14 protein-coding genes and 1 pseudogene are annotated in these 19,578 nt (G+C 73.0%); 8 read left to right on the top strand and 7 right to left on the bottom strand.

Annotated features, from left to right (window positions below):
• Nucleotides 1-765: pseudogene (locus JT721_RS20395) on the bottom strand (hypothetical protein); the annotation flags it as partial.
• Entirely contained in the window at nt 765-1,217 is a 453-nt protein-coding gene (locus JT721_RS20390) for a hypothetical protein (RefSeq protein WP_205475271.1), read from the bottom strand. The gene JT721_RS20390 and the pseudogene JT721_RS20395, both read right to left, overlap by 1 nt.
• Nucleotides 1,218-1,370: 153 nt before the next feature.
• On the opposite strand from JT721_RS20390, the gene JT721_RS20385 reads away from it, so the two are divergent.
• Complete coding sequence (locus JT721_RS20385; protein ID WP_205475270.1) at nt 1,371-1,991, top strand: hypothetical protein; 621 nt, start codon at nt 1,371-1,373, stop codon at nt 1,989-1,991.
• Here the strand turns inward: JT721_RS20385 and JT721_RS20380 are convergent.
• From JT721_RS20380 to JT721_RS20365, 4 genes are all read right to left on the bottom strand, one after another.
• Nucleotides 1,959-4,094 (bottom strand): MMPL family transporter, encoded by a 2,136-nt coding sequence (locus JT721_RS20380; protein WP_205475269.1) that lies wholly within the window; start codon nt 4,092-4,094, stop codon nt 1,959-1,961. The genes JT721_RS20385 and JT721_RS20380 overlap by 33 nt on opposite strands.
• A gap of 63 nt (nt 4,095-4,157) precedes the next feature.
• Nucleotides 4,158-5,369: a hypothetical protein gene (locus JT721_RS20375; protein WP_205475268.1), complete on the bottom strand. Its 1,212-nt coding sequence runs from the start codon at nt 5,367-5,369 to the stop codon at nt 4,158-4,160.
• Complete coding sequence (locus JT721_RS20370) at nt 5,366-5,896, bottom strand: SigE family RNA polymerase sigma factor (RefSeq protein WP_205475267.1); 531 nt, start codon at nt 5,894-5,896, stop codon at nt 5,366-5,368. Before JT721_RS20370 ends, JT721_RS20375 begins: the two co-directional genes overlap by 4 nt.
• A 144-nt stretch (nt 5,897-6,040) precedes the next feature.
• Nucleotides 6,041-6,349, bottom strand: a complete 309-nt coding sequence (locus JT721_RS20365; RefSeq protein ID WP_205475266.1) for a hypothetical protein — start codon at nt 6,347-6,349, stop codon at nt 6,041-6,043.
• Between the two features lie 80 nt (nt 6,350-6,429).
• On the opposite strand from JT721_RS20365, the gene JT721_RS20360 reads away from it, so the two are divergent.
• The 6 genes from JT721_RS20360 to JT721_RS20335 all read left to right on the top strand — a co-directional run bounded on the left by JT721_RS20360 (nt 6,430) and on the right by JT721_RS20335 (nt 15,288).
• A complete protein-coding gene (locus JT721_RS20360; RefSeq protein ID WP_205475265.1) occupies nt 6,430-7,530 on the top strand; it encodes an S-(hydroxymethyl)mycothiol dehydrogenase in 1,101 nt (366 codons plus the stop codon).
• Nucleotides 7,527-8,147, top strand: coding sequence for an MBL fold metallo-hydrolase (locus JT721_RS20355; RefSeq protein ID WP_205475264.1), 621 nt, complete (start codon nt 7,527-7,529; stop codon nt 8,145-8,147). The genes JT721_RS20360 and JT721_RS20355 overlap by 4 nt, the downstream gene beginning before the upstream one ends.
• Nucleotides 8,148-8,293: 146 nt before the next feature.
• A complete protein-coding gene (gene mfd, locus JT721_RS20350; protein ID WP_205475263.1) occupies nt 8,294-11,833 on the top strand; it encodes a transcription-repair coupling factor in 3,540 nt (1,179 codons plus the stop codon).
• A gap of 634 nt (nt 11,834-12,467) precedes the next feature.
• Nucleotides 12,468-14,033 (top strand): HNH endonuclease signature motif containing protein, encoded by a 1,566-nt coding sequence (locus JT721_RS21945; protein ID WP_205475262.1) that lies wholly within the window; start codon nt 12,468-12,470, stop codon nt 14,031-14,033.
• Nucleotides 13,979-14,656, top strand: coding sequence for a hypothetical protein (locus JT721_RS20340; protein WP_205475261.1), 678 nt, complete (start codon nt 13,979-13,981; stop codon nt 14,654-14,656). Before JT721_RS21945 ends, JT721_RS20340 begins: the two co-directional genes overlap by 55 nt.
• A gap of 14 nt (nt 14,657-14,670) precedes the next feature.
• Nucleotides 14,671-15,288: a MazG family protein gene (locus tag JT721_RS20335; RefSeq protein ID WP_205475260.1), complete on the top strand. Its 618-nt coding sequence runs from the start codon at nt 14,671-14,673 to the stop codon at nt 15,286-15,288.
• Here JT721_RS20335 and JT721_RS21885 read toward each other — a convergent pair.
• Nucleotides 15,266-17,881 (bottom strand): esterase-like activity of phytase family protein, encoded by a 2,616-nt coding sequence (locus JT721_RS21885; RefSeq protein WP_205475259.1) that lies wholly within the window; start codon nt 17,879-17,881, stop codon nt 15,266-15,268. The genes JT721_RS20335 and JT721_RS21885 overlap by 23 nt on opposite strands.
• Before the next feature lie 275 nt (nt 17,882-18,156).
• On the opposite strand from JT721_RS21885, the gene eno reads away from it, so the two are divergent.
• Nucleotides 18,157-19,434 carry a phosphopyruvate hydratase gene (gene eno / locus JT721_RS20325; RefSeq protein ID WP_205475258.1) on the top strand — a complete coding sequence of 426 codons (1,278 nt, stop codon included), beginning with the start codon at nt 18,157-18,159 and terminating at the stop codon, nt 19,432-19,434.
• Nucleotides 19,435-19,578 lie beyond the last annotated feature (144 nt).

The following is a 19,578-nucleotide window of genomic DNA, read 5'->3' as shown; positions in this document are numbered from 1 at the left end:
CGGGCCGCCGGTGACCGGCGGCTGGCTGCCGGGACCCTGGGGTGCGCCGGTGCCGGTGTCGGGGTCGTCGCCCACGGGGGTGTCGTCACCGGTGCCGCCGTCGGGCGTCCCGGTGTCGGGGTCCTGCTGGCCGGGACCGTCGTTGCTGGTGCCGCCGCCGGTGGGGTTGGCGCCGGGGCCGGCGCCGGGGCCCCGCTGCCCGGTGCCCGGGCCACCGGTGCCGGGGCCGTTGAAGTCGGGGGGCGGCTCGCCGTGGATCCGCGCCAGCACCTGGCCCGAGGACCGGTAGGCCGTCTCGAGCTTGCGCAGCGCCTCGGCGGCCGCGACCTCACGGGTGGTCAGCTGCCGGTCGTAGGACATCATCTGCCGCGAGTACAGCTGCTCGCGCCGGATGTCGTCGGCACCGCTGCTGCCCGGGGGCGGGGGCTCCCACTCGGGACGGTCCGGCTCGGGGCCGAGCCCGTCGTAGGTCGTGCGCGCGAAGACCAGGGCCTCCTTGGCCTCCTTGAGCGCGTCGGCCGCGTCGGTCATCTCCTGCGACCGCTGCTCGGCCTTGACCGCGACCAGCTCGAAGGCCTCGGCGGCCCGCTCACCGGTCTCGCCGCCGAACTCGCGGACCATGTCGAGCTTCGCCTCGCGCAGGGCGTCGGCGACGCCCTTGAGCCGGGTGCCGCCGGCCCGCCACTCGAGCTCGGAGATCAGGACGTCGTGCTCGTTCATGCCGACGACCGCGGCGCTGAGCCGTGCCTCGCTGGGGGTGGGCATCAGTCGTCGCCCCCCTCGGCGTCGGCGAGCTGGGTGGCGACCGCGGCGGCGTGCTCCTGGTCGCCGCGGGAGTTGTGGACGACGTAGGTCAGCGCGTCGGCGATGGTGGCCTTGCGCTGGAGGTCGCCGGCCACGGCCTCGTCGGTCGAGCTGATCAGCTGCACGGCGTGCTCCACGCTGTCGCGGAAGTCGGCGAGGTCCTGCACGACGCCGGCGATGGTGTGCTCGACGACGTGGTGGGCGCGCTGGTGGTGGCCGCTGAGCTCCTGGCCGAGCTCGGAGCCCCCGAACGACGAGGGCCCGATCACGCCGAAGCGCTCGAAGCTGCCGTCGGCGAGGGTCTGGTTGCTGAGGTCGAGCTCCTCGATGACCTTCTGGATCTTGTCCTCACGCACGTGCAGAGCACGCATCACCCCGGCGAGCGCGGCGGTGGATGCCGAGAGAGCAGGCATGTCACGTTCCTTGTCCGAGAGTCACGGGTCGTGGGCCCCGCCGGAGCGGCAGCACGGGGCGTCTACCCGTCCAGGTCGTGTGCGAAACCATCGTAGGAGCAGCCGGTCCGGGGTTGCGCGCAGCCCGCGGACGGCGTTGCTAGCGTCTGCGCCATGACGTCTCGGACCCGTCGTTCCCCGGCAGCGCTGGCGGTCGCCGTCCTGCTCGCGGGAGTGCTCGCCGGCTGCGGCGACGACGAGCCCGACGAGCCCCCGGCGCCGTCGTCACCCGCCACCAGCGGGCCCGCCTCGTCGCCCGCCCCGTCGCCCTCGTCGGAGCCCTCCAGCCCCGACGCCTCGCCCACCGGCGCGAGCGCCGACGGCCCGCCCGCGACCGGCGACCGGATCGAGCTGGACCACATCGCGGTCAACCTGCCCGAGGGCTGGACCAAGCTCGACCAGACCCCGCGCGACTCCTACGCCTACGACCCCGCGGGCGGTGCGGCGCTCTACCTTCTCGACCGCACGGCGTTCGGCGACACCGACGCCGCCGCCGACTCCGTGCTCGAGGGCTACGCCGACCGCGAGTCGGACCTGCGGCGCCTCGCCGACCTCGAGGTCGGCGGCGTCGCCGGCTACGTGCTGCAGGGCTCGGTGCCGAGCTACCCGTTCTACTTCGAGTGGGGTGCGGTGCACGGCGGCCGGCTGACCAGCGTGCAGATCACCTTCACCGAGCGGCCCGACGACCCGTTCGCGGTCATCTCACCGGTCCTCGCCAGCCTGACCCTCGAGTGAGGCCTCCCGCGTCTCGTCGCCGTGGCCGGGCCACCAGGCGGCGTGCCCCATCAGCGCCGTCAGCGCCGGCGTGAAGAACATCGACATCACGAACGCCGCGATGGCGATGCCCAGCGAGATCGCGAAGCCCATCGAGACGAACAGCGAGTTGCCGCCGAGCATCAGCGCCGCGAAGGTGCCGGCCAGGATCACGCCGGCAGCCGCGATCGTCGGGCCGGCATGGGTGACCGCCTGGGCCGCCGCCGAGCGGGAGTCCTTGCCCTCGCGCGCCTCCTCGCGGAGCCGCGCGATCATCAGGATGTTGTAGTCGGTGCCGAGGGCCACCACGAACAGGTAGATGTAGATCGGCAGCAGGAAGATCAGGCCGGCGTCGCCCATGAGGTGCTGGAAGACGATCACGGAGGCGCCGAGGGTGGCCCCGAAGCCCAGCCCGACCGAGACCATCAGGTAGATCGGTGCGACCAGGCTGCGCAGCAGCAGCGCCAGGATCAGCATGATCACGATCGCCGCGACCGGGAAGACCACCTTGTAGTCGCGGGTCATCGCGGCCTGGAAGTCGACGAAGACCGACGTCGTGCCGCCCACCAGCGCCTCGGTGCCGTCCGGCGCCGCGTCGTGGGCGGTGTCGCGGATCGACCCCTTGACCGCCGCGATCGCGGCGTCGGACGACGGGTCGCTCTGGAGCACCACGTTGTAGAGCGCCGTCGCGCCGTCCTCGGAGACCTGGGGCGGGGCGACCTGGCCCACCTGGTCGGCGCCGCCCAGCGCCTCGCCGAACGCCGCGAGGTCTGCCTCGGCCAGCGCCTCGCCGTCCTCGTCGTGGAGGAACACCGTCGTCGGGTCGGTGGCGCCTGCGGGCAGTCCCTTCTCCAGGCGCTCGAGCGCCACCGTCGACTCGGAGTCCTTCGGCACCGAGGAGCCGGTGAAGTCGAAGCTGGGGTTGAAGCCGAACGCGAAGACGGCCAGCACGAGCAGCACGCCTCCGGAGGCGCCGGCCACCGCGGCCGGACGCCGTCCGAGGGTGCGGCCGAGCGCGGCGAACCGGCTGCCGGTGGGCGGCTGCCGCCACTTCCGCGACGGCCAGAACAGCGCCTTGCCGAGCAGGGCCACGATCGCTGGCACCAGCGTCAGCGACGCCACCAGCGTGACGGCGACGGCGATCGCCAGCGCGGGCCCGATCGAGCGGAAGATGCCGAGCGAGGAGAGCACCAGCGCCATGAAGGAGACGATCACCGCGCCGCCGGCCGACGCGATGGCCTCGCCCGCGCGCTCGAGGGCGTGGGCCACCGCCCCGCGGGTCTCCTCACCCTCCCGCAGCCGCTCGCGGTAGCGGAAGAGGAAGAACAGGATGTAGTCGGTGCCGATGCCGTAGAGCACCACGATCAGGATGACCTGGACGTCGGAGCTGGCCTTGAGGTCGAAGATCTCGTTGGCGGTGGCGATCAGGCCGGTGGCGACCTGGGAGACCAGGGCGACGACGAGGATCGGCAGCAGGCAGATGATCACGCTGCGGAAGATGATCGCGAGCAGCCCGACGATCAGGACGATGGTCGCGATGCCGACGATCTCGAGGGCCCGGTTGCCCTGCTCCTGGCTGTCGTAGCCCTGGGCCAGCTGGCCGGTGACGCCGTAGCGCAGGTCGGTGCCCTCGACGAGGTCGCCGAGGTCGTCGCGCAGGTCCTGCACCGAGTCGAGCGAGCTCTCCTCGAAGCCGGTCACGTCGTCGGCCAGGCCGACCACCGCGATCTGCACCAGGCCGTTCTCCGAGGGGGGCTGGGCCTGCACGCCGCTGAAGGCGTCGCCGAGCTGGCCCTGCAGCCCGGCCACGACCTCCTCGACCGCGGCGGTGTCGTCGTCGTCCAGGGCCTCGCCGTCGGCGCGGTCGAAGACGATGATCGCGCCGGGGGAGGCCTGCTGGGGGAACGCGTCGTCCTGCAGCTCGAAGGCCTTGATCGACTCGTACTCCGCAGGCAGGAACTCCGACTGGTCGGTCGTCGCCTCGAACTTCGGCGCGAGGGCGATGACGAGGACGGCGAAGACCAGCCAGGCGCCGATGACGTACCAGGGACGACGTGAGGCCAGGCGACCGAGAGCTCCGAACATGGCGCGAACGCTAGCGAAGGGCGCTCCTCGCCCGCATGCGACTTTGGTCTCGTCCCAGGTGGCTCAAGGTCGGGTCTCCACGACGTAGGAGTGCCGGCCCTCCGGCAGCACGCCGGCCTCGGAGCTGCCGTCTACCGCGACCCGGTCGACGCGCGACCGGCCGGCGTCGTCGATGAGGACCACGAGCAGGTGCTCGTCGTCCTCCCACGCCACGCCGTTGGTCGCGAAGCCGGCCGGGGTCCGCCAGGTCGCAAGCACCCGGCCGGGGGAACCGGGGTCGACGAACGAGACGTCGCCGCCGCCCAGGCCCTCGGCGAAGTACGCCGCGACGTGCGCGCCCGAGGGCGAGTAGTGGTAGCTCGACAGCCCGCCGCAGAACGCGGTGCCGGCGGTGCCACCCACGAGGTCGAGCACGTGGTGGCAGAACTCGTAGTCGTCGGTCATCGAGAGCAGCGAGATCGCCTGGTCGCCGGCGGGGGAGACGTCGGCCAGGCCGATCGCCGCTGGGTCGTCGAGGACGTCGGTGAAGCCGTGGGAGCTCGACACCACCGCCCGGCCCTCGCCGGCGGCGTAGAGCGTGCAGCCAGTGCCCTCGACGGTCTCGGGGTCGGCGCTGCAGTCGTCGCCCACGAGCGCCACGAGCTGGAGGTAGCCCGGGTCGTCGTCGAACGCCGCCAGCTCGACCGGCTGCTCGAGCCCCGACTGCAGCACCAGCGGCGTGCCGTCGCGCTCCAACCAGGCGACCGACGTGCCGGTGCCGTTCATCACCAGGGCGCCGTCGTACATCGGGTACGTCGCCTGCTTCGCGCCGTCCGCGCCGTCCGCGCCGTCGACGACGACCACCTGCTGGTTGCCGTCGGCACCGGTGGTCGCGACCACGACCCGGTCGTCGGGGAGCGTGGCGAGCTGGTTGATGCCGCCCGGCAGGCCGGGGTCGAGCTCGCGGCCCCCGGGCAGGTGGATCACCCCGTCGGCGGCGTAGGCCAGGCCGGGGGAGCCGTCGCCGACGTTGGGGTCGACCGCCCGGGTGGGGCCGGGCGGCGCCGGTTGCGGGCCGGTGCGGTCGTCGCCGAGGTCGGCGGCCACCACCCCGATCGGCACCAGCACCGCGACGGCGGCGGCGACGCCCGCGGCGAGGGCGGCCCGGCGGCGCCGGCGGATCCCGCGGGCGGCGCCCTTCACGTCGTCGAGGGTCAGGGTGGTCGGGGCCAGGCCGTCGGTGCGGCGGGCCAGGGCGTCACCGACCCGGGTGGCGAGGTCGTCGTGCTGGTTCATCGCTGCTCCTCCCCGTGGCGCGGGTGCAGGTGGTCCGGGGTTCGGTCGCGCAGGGCCGCGAGGGCGCGGTGGCACTGCGACTTGACGGTGCCGACGGAGATGCCGAGCGTGTCGGCGACCTCGGCCTCGGTGAGCTGCTCGTAGTAGCGGAGCACCACGACGGCCCGGGCCTTGCGCGGGAGCGACTGCACCAGCTCCCACACCGCCCGGGAGAGCCCGTCGTCGTAGCTGTCGAGCACGGGTGGCGGCTCGGGGACGATGTCGGCGGCGTGCTCGCGACGCTTCCAGCCGCGGCGCCAGAGCGAGTTGTTCTCGTTGACCATGATCCGGCGCAGGTAGCCGTCGACCGACCCGCGGTCGCGGACCTTGTCCCACGAGAGGTACAGCTTGGCGAGCGACGCCTGCAGCACGTCCTCGGCGGTGTGGTGGTCGCCGGTGAGGAGGTAGGCCGTGCGCATCAGGCTGGCCCGCCTGGCCTCGAGGTACGCCGTGAAGTCGGCGTCCTTGGCCGCCTCGCCCACGCGCATGGCCCCAGTGTGGGCGCTCGCGCCTGCCGTCGCCTGCATCCGGCACCTCCGTCCTCGTGTCTCGGGATCGCAGCGGGTGACCCGCTCCGGCACCAAGACGCGAACGGGTGCGCGAGGGTTGCAATCCGGGCGTGGACCCCGGGGTCAGCCGAGGACGCCGATGGTCACGGCCGGCACGGCCACGACCAGCACCGCCGAGCCGGCCAGCGCCACCAGCAGCGGCGGCCAGCGCCGGCGCACGGCCGCCAGCACCCCGAGCCCGAGCACCAGCGCCGTCGGGACGAGGAACGTCGTCCAGATCGCGACCGCGTGACCGGTGCCGCCGCACCCGCCCGGGCCGTCGGTGTCGTCGCAGCCGAGGGCGGTGAACACGGTGGAGAGGAACGACAGCGCCGCGATCGCGGCCACCCCGAGCACGGTCACGGTCACGATGCCCACCCGGCTGCCGGTCATGACCGGATGGTGGCACAGGCCGGCGCTTGACGGGTGCGGTTGGCTGGTGCCGAGGAAGTCCCGAGAGGTGGAGGAGCGGCATGCAGCAGGTGCAGGGAGTGGTCGCGAGGGCCAAGGGCGCGCCCGTCGAGCTGGTGACGGTCAACGTCCCCGATCCCGGGCCGGGGGAGGCGGTCGTGAAGGTGCAGGCCTGCGGGGTCTGCCACACCGACCTGCACTACCGGGAGGGCGGGATCAACGACGAGTTCCCCTTCCTGCTCGGCCACGAGGCCGCCGGCGTCGTCGAGGCGGTGGGCCCCGACGTCACCGGCGTCGCGCCGGGCGACTTCGTCGTGCTCAACTGGCGCGCGGTGTGCGGCGAGTGCCGGGCCTGCAAGCGCGGCGACCTGCACTACTGCTTCAACACCCACAACGCGACCCAGCGGATGACCCTCGAGGACGGCACCGAGCTCTCGCCCGCGCTCGGCATCGGCGCCTTCATCGAGAAGACCTTGGTGGCCGCCGGCCAGTGCACCAAGGTCGACCCGAGCGCCCGCCCGGCCGCCGTCGGCCTGCTGGGGTGCGGGGTGATGGCCGGCATCGGCGCCGCGATCAACACCGGTGCCGTCACCCGGGGCCGCAGCGTCGCGGTGATCGGCTGCGGCGGGGTGGGCGTCGCCGCGGTCGCCGGCTCGGCACTGGCCGGGGCCAGCCCGATCATCGCGGTCGACATCGACCCCCAGAAGCTCGAGGCCGCCACCCGCCTCGGCGCCACCCACACGGTCGACTCATCCCGGGTCGACCCCGTGGCGGAGATCAAGCGGATCTGCGCCGAGACCTACGCCGGCGCCGACGGCGCGGACGTCGTGGTCGAGGCCGTCGGACGGCCCGAGACCTGGCAGCAGGCGTTCTACGCCCGCGACCTCGCCGGCACCGTCGTGCTCGTGGGCGTGCCGACCCCCGACATGAAGGTGCCCGACCTGCCCCTGATCGACGTCTTCGGGCGCGGCGGATCGCTCAAGTCCAGCTGGTACGGCGACTGCCTGCCCAGCCGCGACTTCCCGATGCTGGTCGACCTCTACCAGCAGGGCCGCCTCGACCTCGACGCGTTCGTCACCGAGGAGATCGGCATCGGCGACATCGAGGCGGCGTTCGACAAGATGCACCACGGTGCCGTGCTGCGCTCGGTGGTGGTCCTGTGACCGCCCGCGTCGACCACGCGGTCGCCAGCGGCACCTTCAGCCTCGACGGCGAGACCTTCGACGTCGACAACAACATCTGGGTGCTCGGCGACGACCGCGAGTGCGTCGTGATCGACGCGCCCCACGACGTCGACGCGATCATGGCGGTGGTGGGGGACCGCAAGGTCAAGGCGATCCTGCTGACCCACGCCCACGACGATCACTGCCGGGTGGCGCCCGAGCTGCGTGAGCGGGTCGTCGCGCCGATCTTCCTGCACCCCGACGACAGGCCGCTGTGGGAGCTCACGCACACCGAGAACCTGTGGGACATGGACCTGCCCGACGGCTGGGAGCTCTCGGTGGCCGGAGTGACCCTGAAGGTGCTGCACACCCCCGGGCACGCCCCCGGCGGCTGCTGCTTCCACGTCCCCGAGCTCGGCTGCGTGTTCACCGGCGACACCTTGTTCCAGGGCGGCCCGGGCGCGACCGGGCGCAGCCACAGCGACCGGCCCACGCTCGAGGCGTCGATCCGCGCGAAGCTGTTCGCGCTGCCCGACGACACCGTGGTCCACACCGGGCACGGCGACGACACCACGATCGGTGCCGAGCGGGCCCTGCTCGACGCTCCCCGCGACTGAGCCCGACGGGGACCAGCGCGACGGGGACCAGCGCGACGGGCGACCGGGTTGTCGACGGCGCCTCCTAGACTGGAGGGGCCACCCCCTCTCATCCGTGAGCGGGGGCTGCCGTGCTGTGCCCCACCCGCTCTTGTCGAGGGAGATCCGTGAGCCTCACCGGCCTCACCGACGCCGTCCTGGCCGACCCCACCCTGGCCGAGGCGCTGGCCGACGCCCGCGACGGCGCCGTGCCCGCGCTCGACCTCACCGCGCCCGAGGGGCTGCGCCCGTTCGTGGTGGCCGGCCTGGTCCGGCAGGGCCGCACCGTGCTCGCCGTCACCGCGACCGCCCGGGAGGCCGAGGACCTGGTCGAGTCGGTGGGCGCGCTCGTCGACCCCGCGACGGTGGCGCTGTTCCCGAGCTGGGAGACGCTGCCCCACGAGCGGCTCAGCCCGCGCAGCGACACCATCGGCCGTCGGCTGGCGGTGCTGCGCCGGCTCGCCCATCCCGGCGACGACGCCACCACCGGCCCGCTGCGGGTCGTGGTGGCCCCCGTGCGCTCGGTGCTCCAGCCTCAGGTCAAGGGGCTGGGCGACCTCGCCCCGGTGGAGCTGCGCCCCGGCGACCAGGTGGGCCTCGACGACCTGGTGACCCGGTTGGTCGAGGCGGCGTACTCGCGGGTCGACCTGGTCGAGAAGCGCGGCGAGTTCGCGGTGCGCGGCGGCATCGTCGACGTCTTCCCGCCCACCGAGGAGCACCCGGTGCGCGTGGAGCTCTGGGGCGACGACGTCGAGGAGATCCGGTCGTTCGCGGTGGCCGACCAGCGTGCCCACGAGAAGCTCGACCGACTGTGGGCCCCGCCCTGCCGCGAGCTGCTGCTCACCCCCGAGGTCCGCGAGCGGGCCCGGCGGCTCGGCGAGCAGCACCCCCAGCTGGTCGAGCTCACCGACAAGATGGCCCAGGGCATCGCGGTCGAGGGCATGGAGTCGCTGGCCCCGGTGCTCGTCGACGAGATGGAGCTGCTCGTCGACCTGCTGCCCCGCGACACCCACGTGCTGGTGCTCGACCCCGAGCGGGCCCGGCGCCGTGCCCACGACCTGGTCGCCACCAGCGAGGAGTTCCTGGGCGCCAGCTGGGCGGCTGCGGCCGGCGGGGGGCAGGCGCCGATCGACCTCGGCGCGGCGTCGTACCGCGAGATCGCCGACGTGCGCCACCTCGCCAACGACCAGGGCAAGCCGTGGTGGACGCTCAGCCCGTTCGGCGTCGACGACGAGGTCGCCTCGCTGGTCGACGACGACGACGGGGTGCCGACCCGCACCCTGCCGATGCGCCCCGCCGACGCCTACCGCGGCGACGTCGAGAAGGCGGTCGCCGACCTCGCCGGCTGGCGCGCCGAGGGCTACCGCACCGTCGTCGTCCACCCCGGTCACGGTCCGGCGCAGCGCACGGTCGAGGTGCTGGCCGAGCACGACGTGCCGGCCCGCCTCGAGGGCGACCCCACCACCGACCTGGTGACCGTCACCTGCGGCCCGCTGGTCCACGGCTTCGTCGACGACACCAACCGGTTGGTGCTGCTCACGGGCGAAGACATCAGCGGGCAGAAGTCCTCGACGCGCGACATGCGGAAGATGCCCGCGCGCCGCAAGCGGCAGATCGACCCGCTCGAGCTCAGCGCCGGCGACTACGTCGTCCACGAGCAGCACGGCGTCGGGCGCTTCATCGAGATGAAGCAGCGCGAGGTCGGGGGAGCAGTGCGCGAGTACCTCGTCCTCGAGTACGGCGCCTCCAAGCGCGGCGCCCCGCCGGACCGGCTCTACGTGCCCGCCGACGCGCTCGACCAGGTCACCCGCTACGTCGGCGGCGAGCAGCCCTCGCTCGACCGGCTCGGCGGCAACGACTGGGCCAAGCGCAAGGGCCGGGCCCGCAAGGCGGTCCGCGAGATCGCGGCCGAGCTGATCAAGCTCTACGCCGCCCGGCAGGCCACCCGCGGCCACGCGTTCGGCCCCGACACCCCGTGGCAGCGCGAGCTCGAGGACGCGTTCCCCTTCACCGAGACCCCCGACCAGCTCAGCACCGTCGACGAGGTCAAGGCCGACATGCAGCAGACGGTGCCGATGGACCGGCTGGTCTGCGGCGACGTGGGCTACGGCAAGACCGAGATCGCGGTGCGCGCGGCGTTCAAGGCGGTGCAGGAGGGCAAGCAGGTCGCCGTGCTGGTGCCGACGACGCTGCTGGTCACCCAGCACCTCTCGACGTTCACCGAGCGGATGAGCGGCTTCCCGGTCGTGCTCAAGGGGCTGAGCCGGTTCCAGACCGACAAGGAGGCCCGCGAGGTCATCGCCGGCCTCGCCGACGGCACCGTCGACATCGTGGTCGGCACCCACCGGCTGCTCAACCCCGACATCCGGATGAAGGACCTCGGGCTGATCATCGTCGACGAGGAGCAGCGGTTCGGCGTGGAGCACAAGGAGCAGATGAAGCGCCTGCGCACCAGCGTCGACGTCCTGTCCATGTCGGCCACGCCCATCCCGCGCACCCTGGAGATGGCGATCACCGGCATCCGCGAGATGTCGACGATCACCACCCCGCCCGAGGAGCGGCACCCCGTGCTCACCTACGTCGGGGCCTACGAGGACCGCCAGGTGGTGGCCGCCGTACGCCGTGAGCTGCTGCGCGAGGGCCAGGTCTTCTACATCCACAACCGGGTCAACTCGATCGAGAAGGCCGCGGCCAGGATCCGCGAGCTGGTGCCCGAGGCCCGGGTCGCCACCGCGCACGGGCAAATGGGGGAGCACCAGCTCGAGCAGGTGATGCTCGACTTCTGGGAGAAGCGCTTCGACGTGCTGGTGTGCACCACGATCGTGGAGTCGGGCCTCGACGTCTCCAACGCCAACACGATGATCATCGAGCGCTCCGACACCCTCGGGCTCTCGCAGCTGCACCAGCTGCGCGGGCGGGTGGGCCGGTCGCGCGAGCGCGCCTACGCCTACTTCCTCTACCCCGCGGAGAAGCCGCTCACCGAGACCGCCCACGAGCGGCTGGCCACCCTGGCCCGCAACTCCGACCTCGGCGGCGGCATGGCGATCGCGATGAAGGACCTCGAGATCCGCGGCGCCGGCAACCTGCTCGGGGGGGAGCAGTCCGGCCACATCGCCGACGTGGGCTTCGACCTCTACGTCCGGCTGGTCGGCGAGGCCGTCAACGAGTTCAAGGGCGAGGGTGAGCCGGAGCTCAACGAGGTCCGCATCGAGCTGCCCGTCGACGCCCACCTGCCCCACGACTACATCCCGAGCGAGCGGCTCCGGCTCGAGATGTACAAGCGGCTGGCCGAGGTGCGCAGCGACGCGGACGTCGACTCGATCCTCGAGGAGCTCGAGGACCGCTACGGCCGTCCGCCCGAGGTCGTCACCTCGCTGCTCCTCGTCGCCCGGTTCCGCGCCCGTGCCCGCGAGGCCGGCATCGGCGAGGTCACCATCGCCGGCCGCAACGTCCGCTTCGCCCCGGTCTCGCTCCCCGAGTCGCGGGTGGTCCGGCTGCAGCGGATGTACCCCAAGGCCGTGGTCAAGACCCAGCTCGACACGATCCTCGTCCCCCGCCCCCAGACCGCCATGGTCGGCGGCAAGCCGATCGACGGCATCGCCCTCCTCCAGTGGGCCCGCGACGTCATCGACCAGGTCATCGACCCACCCGCCGCCACCGCTGGTTGAGGAAGGATGAAAGTCCCCACCGCTGGTTGAGGAAGGACGAAGTCCTGTCTCGAAACCCGGTGAGACGAACGCCCTCCCTTGCTCGGGATTCGGCTCACTCCGGTGCTGACTCGATGCGCCCGCGCGGCTAGCAGGCCGACGCTCGCCGTCAAGGATTCCCTGCGGCGCCTTCGGCGTCCTTGACTGCGAGCCTCGGTCGGCCTGCTGTACGGCGCACTGCCGGCACTCGCAGGCTCGCGCCGCCAGCATGCGCGGGCGCTTGTCCCACCGCTGGTTGAGGAAGGCGTGCAACGCCTGTCTCGAAACCCGGCGAGACGAACGCCCTCCCGCAACCACCCGGCGGGCAACCCAGGTTTCGCCGAGCCGTCGTTAATTAACGCCGGGTCGGCGCAACCCCGATCCGCATCCGTTGGGGACGGAGGGCGTTCGGCCGGCGGGGGTTTCGAGACAGTCGCTAGCGCGACTTCCTCAACCAGCGATTGGCGTTGGTTGAGGTGCGAGGAGCGCTAGCGACGAGCCTCGAAACCCAGCGAGACGAACGCCCTCCCGCAACCACTGAGAAAGTTCTGGATCCCCTTGTGGACAAGCCCGAAACCGGGGTCCGACTGTCGGTGGTCGGTGCTTGGATGAAGGTATGGCAGCCAGCCAGCACGAACCCTTCGACACCGCCGACGCGGTGCTCGACCGGCTGCGCCGCAACCGCACCGAGATCGCCCGGCTCGAGGCCGACAACCTGGCCTGGGCGTGCGCCTGGGCCGACCTCCACCCCGGCGAAGCCCTCCTCGACACCGTCCCCGGCTGCGAGCAACCCGACCGGCTCGGCGGGCACGGCTGCCCCGAGGTCGCGGAGTTCTGCGTCGCCGAGCTCGGCATCGCCCTCGGCATCTCCACGCACGCTGCAAGGTCCTACCTCGCCGAGGCCCTCGAGCTGCGCCACCGGCTCCCCAGGCTCTGGCACCGGGTGCAGTCCGGGCACACCGTCGCGTGGAAGGCCCGCCTCGTCGCCCGGCAGACCATGACCCTGCCGAAGGCCGGCGCCGCGTACGTCGACGAACGGCTCGCCACCAAAGCCGACAGACTCGGCCCGAGGCAGATCGAGGTGCTGGTCCACGAAGCCATGCTCCGTTTCGACCCCGACCAAGCCGCAGCCGACCGGATCAAGGCGGCCGAGCAGCGGCACGTCACCATCACCCACGGCTCCAACGGCATCGCCTACCTCGACGCAGTCGTCGACACCGCGGTCGCGATCGACCTCGAAGCAGCGCTCGCCGCAGCAGCCGCGAGGATCGACACCGACCAGCCCCTCGACGTACGACGCTCCATCGCCCTCGGGCATCTGGCGCACGGCGAGGCCGGCCGGGAGATCGTCATCCACCTCCACGACCAGCACGTCGGGATGCTCGAGACCACCGGCCAGCCCCTGCTCGTGACCCAGGTCGAGCAGTGGTGCCGAGAAGCCGGCACGACGGTCACCGTCAAACCGGTCATCGACCTCAACCAGCACCTGCGAACCGACGGCTACCACCCCACCGAGCGACTGCAACGCCAGACCCAGCTGAAGATCCAGCACTGCGCAGCACCCTGGTGCACCCGCCCGGCCAGACGCTGCGACACCGACCACACCCTGCCGTACGAGCAGGGCGGCACCACCTGCTCGTGCAACCTCGTCCCGCTCTGCAGGTGGCACCACCGGATGAAGACCCACACCGCTGGACCTACCACCACATCAGCCCCACCACCTTCCTCTGGCGCACACCAACAGGGACCTGGGTCGTCGTCGACCACACCGGCACCTGGGAACCCTGACCACCCCGCCCCACACCCCGCCGATCCAGGACCAGCAGGGCAGCGGGGTCAGCGGTCTGCGCACCTCTGGCCCGGACGGCGGCGCGGGGTTACCCTCGTGAGGTCCACGGGACTCGAACTACATCGGCCGGCTCGCGACGCTCTGCGCGACCACTCCCTCAGGACCGCCAGCAGTCCCTCACCGGCGGCCCGGCTCCCCGGTCGCCCGCCGCGCGGGCCCGGCCCACCCATCCTGGCGGTCCCACCTCCCCGTCGCCGGGGTCCGTCGCACGGCCCGGACGCTCCTGATTCAATGGGACCGTCCGGGCCGTCCGCCTTGTTCACCCCCGAGGAGCCCTCGTGCGTCGCACCACCCGTCTGGCCGTCCTGGCCGCCGCGTCCTGCCTGGCCCTGACCGGCTGCGGAGTGGCCGGCACCGACTTCCGCCCGGGGGTCGCGGCCGAGGTGGGCGACTCGACGATCTCGACCGACCACGTCGACGAGGTGGCGGCGGGCTACTGCAAGGCCATCACCGACCAGCTGGTCGAGGGCTCCCAGAAGATCCCCAACGGCCTGCTCCGTGGCGGCATCGCGGGCCAGCTCGCGCTGCGCGCGGCCACCGAGCAGCTCGCCGAGGAGCGCGACGTCGAGCCGGGGCAGGCCTTCCGCGACAAGGTGGCCCAGACCGAGGCGGCGACCGCCGACCTGGCGGAGGCCGAGCGCGACGCCGTCCTCGAGGTCGAGACCGCCGGCACCTACATCGTCGAGGTCCTCACCGAGATCGGCGCCGAGGACGCCGCCGCGGGCGCCACCTCGGAGGAGAAGCTCGCGGCCGGCCAGGAGGCCCTGGTCGCCTGGCTCGCCGACCACGAAGTCGCCCTCGACCCGCGCTACGGCGTCTCGATCGCCTCGGGGCAGCCGACCAGTGCCGACACCGGCCTCTCGGTGGCGGTCAGCGAGACCGCGACGCAGGGCTCGTCGGACAACCCCGAGCCGTCGTACGGCGAGTCGCTGCCCGACAACCAGCGCTGCGGCTGACCCGGGGCAGCGGGATGGACCGGGGCGCGACCGGTGAGCCGCTGCTGGAGTTCCTGGCGGTGATGCGCCGGCTGCGCGCCGAGTGCCCGTGGAAGGCCGGGCAGACCCACCGCTCGCTCGTGCGCTACCTGCTGGAGGAGGCGCACGAGACCGCCGAGGCCATCGAGACCGGCGACGCCGGCCACCTGGCCGAGGAGCTGGGCGACCTGCTGCTGCAGGTCTACTTCCACGCCGTCATCGCCGAGGAGTCCGGCGCGTTCACGATCGACGACGTGGCCCGCGGCGTCACCGAGAAGATGGTGCGCCGCAACCCCCACGTCTTCGGAGGATCCGACGGCGACGGCCCGCGCGACGCCGCGGCCGTCAACGAGGAGTGGGAGCGGATCAAGGCCGAGGAGAAGGACCGCTCGGAGGTGACCGAGGGCCTGGCCCCGACCCTGCCGACCCTGCTGCGGGCCGACAAGGTCGTGGACCGGCTGGCCCGGGCCGGCCGCCCGGTCGACCCTCGTGGGGACGACCTGGGCGACCGGCTGCTCGCGCTCGTGGTGGAGGCGAGACGCGACGGCGTCGACCCCGATCAGGCCCTGCGCGACGCCGTGCGCCGGGCGGTCAGCGACGCTTCTTCTTCGTGACCTTCACGGTGACGGCCGCCGACGTCGAGGGCCGCGAGTCGGCGTCGCCGACGTAGACCGCACGCAGCCGGTGCTTGCCGACCCGGGTGAGCCGCAGCGAGACGGAGGCGCGGCCGCCGGCCAGGCGCACGGTGCGCACCACCTTCGCGCCGTCCAGGATCCGCACGGTGCCGGTGGTGAACGACGGCGTGAGCGTCACCGAGAGCCGGACCTGCTTGCCCTTGCGGATGGTCGCCTTGTTGCGGGTCAGCCGGGTGGAGGTGCCCGTGGCGGCCGCGAAGACCTGCTTCAGGTCGCCCAGCCGGTAGAGCTGGGTCTCGCCGGTCGCGTCGACCACGCCGTCGTTGTCGGTGACCGCGAAGACCTGGCCCCCGCTGGAGATGCCGAGGCCCTCCAGCTTCTCCTGCGTCCAGCCCCGGCCGGCCCGCATCGCGGGCAGCAGGTCGACGGCGAGCCGCTTGGTCACCGGGGTGAGCGACGAGGGCGAGCCCGTGGGCAGGTCGACGGTGTAGACGCGCTTGAGCGCCGCGCGCGGGCCGTTGAGCTTGTCGCGCTCGATGACCGCCAGCGTGTCGTCGTCGACGACGGTGATCTCCGACAGGCCCACCCAGTCGCCAGCGACGGACGTGGGCGACAAGGGGTAGGCGAACCAGGTCCACGCGCCGGTCGCGACGTCGTAGCGCCCGATCCGCGCCACGTTGCCCTCCAGCGGCTGCAGCGCGCCGGCCGGCACGCCCGGGTCGACCCACAGCGGACGCTGGAGCGCGACGTACACCTGCTCGGCGCTGCCGGTGCCGCGGGCGGCGACGCCCTCGAGCCCCCAGCTCCTCACGTGGTCGGTGACCGCGGCCGGCAACGGAACCGTCTGCTGCACGACGCCCAGGGCGTCGGTGCGCACCAGCGCGTTGCCCGGGCCGGTGGCCCCCTCGACGGCGAGCCAGAAGCCGCCCTGCGGACGGGCGAACAGGCCCTCGACGTCGATCTCGGGCTTGGCGCCGCCGGGCTCGCGCACCTCGAGCACCCGGTCGATGACCGCCGGCGTGCGGGAGACGTCGAGGGAGTAGATCCGGCCGGTGGCGTACGCCGCGTCGCTCGCGGCCCACATCCGGGTCGGGTCGCCCGGCACGCCGGAGAGCGCGCCCAGCGCGCCCCAGCCGATCGGCACGTAGCTGCCCCGGCGCGGCTCCGACCGCACCGAGGGGAACGCCGGCCGGGCGGTGCCGAGCGCGTAGACGCCCACCGAGGCGCGCACGCCGGCGTCGGCGTCGTCGGTCTCCGAGGAGACCACCAGCAGGTCGCGCGCCGGCACCGGCAGCAGCCCCTCGGGGCCGTTGGTGGTGGGCAGCACCTGGCGGAACTCCGGGTCGGCCGGGTCGCTCATGTCGTAGACGGCCACGAAGTTGCTGCGCTCGGAGCCCACGAAGGCGTACGGCGTCTGGTCGATCGTGGCGAACGCCAGGCCCTCGGGCTCGGTGCCCTTGTTGTCGGCGCGGTCGTCGTTGAAGAGGCCGTGCTCGACCGCGAGGTACTCCAGGGTGTTGCCCGAGTCCCACACCACCGAGCCGTCGCTGGTGTCGAAGACCGTCCAGCCGCGCGAGCCGCCCTTCCAGTCGCCCTCGTTGGCGGTCGCGACCAGGCCGTCGCCCACCCACTGCACGGCGTCGGGCTCGCGGGGGACGTCGATGGTGTCGGTGAAGTCGAAGACCCCGTCGTTGTCGGTGTCGACCCCGCCGACGCGCGCGGTGCCGGCGCTGAACGCACCCGTGATCGCGCGGGTGGGCAGGTCGACGACCACGAGGCCGTTGTTCTCCTGCAGCGTCACGACCAGCTCGTCGTCGTCGTTGATGTCGACGTACTCCGGCTCGGGGTCCTCGGGGGTGTCGAGGTCGGCCAGGGCGGGCAGCGGGTCGCCGTCGTCCTCCACCAGCGCGACCGGGTCGGCGGTCCAGGTCGTGGGGGCGCCGGCGAGCTCGACGACCTGCACGAAGCCGGCCGGCAGCTGCGGCAGGTCGCCCTCGTCGCCGCCGGGCGGGGTGGCGTCCTCGTCGCGCTGGTTCTCCATGGCGATGGCGGCGTAGTCACCGCCAGGGCTGATCGCGATCGAGTCGGGCTGACCACCGAGGTCGACCGAGGCGACCCGCTGCCGCGAGGCGACCTCGACCACGTCGAGCCGGCCCGAGGGGTGCTCGAAGTCGCCGCCGGTGGTGTCGACCACGACGAGCACGTGGTCGCCGACCACCGCCACCGACGTGGGCTGGTCGTCGGCGTCGCCGAGCTGGGCCAGGTCGAGGGTGCCGTCGCCGACGGGCGCGGCGGGGTCGGTGATGTCGAGGAACCCGATGCGCTTCCCCGCGGCATCGGTGTAGACGACGGTCCGGCCGTCCTCGGTGACCGCCGAGATCTCCGCGACGGTCTCGTCGAGGGGGTCCACGCCGGCCGGGACGTTCAGGTGCACGGGGTAGGTGGCGACCCGCTCGAACCAGCCGGCCGCCGGTGCGGCGGTGGCGGGCGGGAGGGTCGGGACGAGCAGCCCCAGCGGCAGGGCGCCGACGGCGGCGATCGCCAGTCCGCGGCCCAGTCCTTGAAGTGACACGAGCAGTCCTCTCTCGGTGTCCCCGCCCGTTCGGGAGCCGGGCGGGGTCTGTGCGGACTGTCGTGGCGACGGGCGACCCGGACGTGTCGCACCGGCGAGCGCAGGATGAGGCGGGGGTGAACGCCGGGTACCGGCCAGGTGCCGGCCGGAGGTGCTCGCGTCCCGCCCCGCGGGCGCGCGGTCGGCCTCCGCGGAACCGCCCGGCGCCGCCGCTAGTCTGATCCGGCAGGCCGAGAACCGGCACCGGACCCAGATCTTCCCCAGGAGCAACAGACGTGGCATCCATCGAAGCAGTCGGCGCGCGCGAGATCCTCGACTCCCGTGGCAACCCCACGGTCGAGGTCGAGGTCGTCCTCGACGACGGGACCTTCGCCCGCGCCGCCGTCCCGAGCGGTGCCTCCACGGGTGCCTTCGAGGCCGTCGAGCTGCGCGACGGCGGCGACCGCTACCTCGGCAAGGGCGTCGAGAAGGCCGTCGACGGCGTGATCCAGAAGCTCGGCCCGGCCATCGAGGGTCTCGACGCCGACGACCAGCGCCTGGTCGACCAGACGATGCTCGACGCCGACGGCACGCCCAACAAGGCCGACCTGGGTGCCAACGCGATCCTCGGCGTCTCGCTGGCCGTCGCCCGGGCCGCCGCCGACTCCGCCGGCCTCCCGCTCTACCGCTACGTCGGTGGGCCCAACGCGCACCTCCTGCCGGTGCCGATGATGAACATCCTCAACGGCGGCGCCCACGCCGACTCCAACGTCGACGTGCAGGAATTCATGGTCGCGCCGATCGGGGCCCCGACGTTCAAGGAGGCGCTGCGCTCCGGTGCGGAGGTCTACCACGCGCTGAAGTCGGTGCTGAAGAAGAAGGGCCTCTCGACCGGCCTGGGCGACGAGGGCGGCTTCGCCCCCGACCTGGAGAGCAACCGGGCCGCGCTCGACCTGATCGCCGAGGCCGTCGAGGCCTCCGGCCAGAAGCTCGGCACCGACATCGCGCTGGCGATGGACGTCGCCGCCAGCGAGTTCTGCTCCGAGGGCACCTACACCTTCGAGGGCTCGCCGCGCACGAGCGAGGAGATGGTGGCCTACTACGCCGAGCTGGTCTCGGCGTACCCGATCGTCTCCATCGAGGACCCGCTCGACGAGGACGACTGGGACGGCTGGAAGGCGATGACCGACGCGCTGGGCAGCCGGATCCAGCTGGTCGGCGACGACCTGTTCGTCACCAACGTCGAGCGGCTCCAGCGCGGCATCGACGGCGGCCAGGCCAACGCGATGCTGGTCAAGGTCAACCAGATCGGCTCGCTCACCGAGACCCTCGACGCCGTCGAGCTGGCCCACCGCAACGGCTTCCGCAACATGATGAGCCACCGCTCGGGCGAGACCGAGGACACCACGATCGCCGACCTGGCGGTCGCGACCAACTGCGGCCAGATCAAGACCGGCGCCCCCGCCCGCTCCGACCGGGTCGCGAAGTACAACCAGCTGTTGCGCATCGAGGACGAGCTCGGTGACGCCGCGCGCTACGCCGGGGCCCGGGCCTTCCCGCGCTTCCAGGGCTGACCGGGAGCGGGACACGGATGAGCGACCAGCGCCGCCGCGGACGCGGTGACCGGCCCCGGGGCCGCACCGGTCCCGGCCGGCCCGCGCCCGGCCGGGGCACCCGCGCCCCGGTGGCCGCGGTCGCCGGCGGGCCGACGCCGCGCC

It is taken from the genome of Nocardioides sp. SYSU D00038 (assembly GCF_016924665.1).
In the GTDB taxonomy this organism is placed as follows: domain Bacteria; phylum Actinomycetota; class Actinomycetes; order Propionibacteriales; family Nocardioidaceae; genus Nocardioides.
Note: the sequence above shows the minus strand (reverse complement) of the source record. Positions and strands in the feature narration are given on the sequence as shown.

Coding starts and splice junctions, on each gene's coding strand:
- JT721_RS20390 (WP_205475271.1), bottom strand. CDS start 1,217: ATGCCTGCTCTCTCGGCATCCACCGCCGCGCTCGCCGGGGTGATGCGT.
- JT721_RS20385 (WP_205475270.1), top strand. CDS start 1,371: ATGACGTCTCGGACCCGTCGTTCCCCGGCAGCGCTGGCGGTCGCCGTC.
- JT721_RS20380 (WP_205475269.1), bottom strand. CDS start 4,094: ATGTTCGGAGCTCTCGGTCGCCTGGCCTCACGTCGTCCCTGGTACGTC.
- JT721_RS20375 (WP_205475268.1), bottom strand. CDS start 5,369: ATGAACCAGCACGACGACCTCGCCACCCGGGTCGGTGACGCCCTGGCC.
- JT721_RS20370 (WP_205475267.1), bottom strand. CDS start 5,896: ATGCGCGTGGGCGAGGCGGCCAAGGACGCCGACTTCACGGCGTACCTC.
- JT721_RS20365 (WP_205475266.1), bottom strand. CDS start 6,349: ATGACCGGCAGCCGGGTGGGCATCGTGACCGTGACCGTGCTCGGGGTG.
- JT721_RS20360 (WP_205475265.1), top strand. CDS start 6,430: ATGCAGCAGGTGCAGGGAGTGGTCGCGAGGGCCAAGGGCGCGCCCGTC.
- JT721_RS21945 (WP_205475262.1), top strand. CDS start 12,468: ATGGCAGCCAGCCAGCACGAACCCTTCGACACCGCCGACGCGGTGCTC.
- JT721_RS20335 (WP_205475260.1), top strand. CDS start 14,671: ATGGACCGGGGCGCGACCGGTGAGCCGCTGCTGGAGTTCCTGGCGGTG.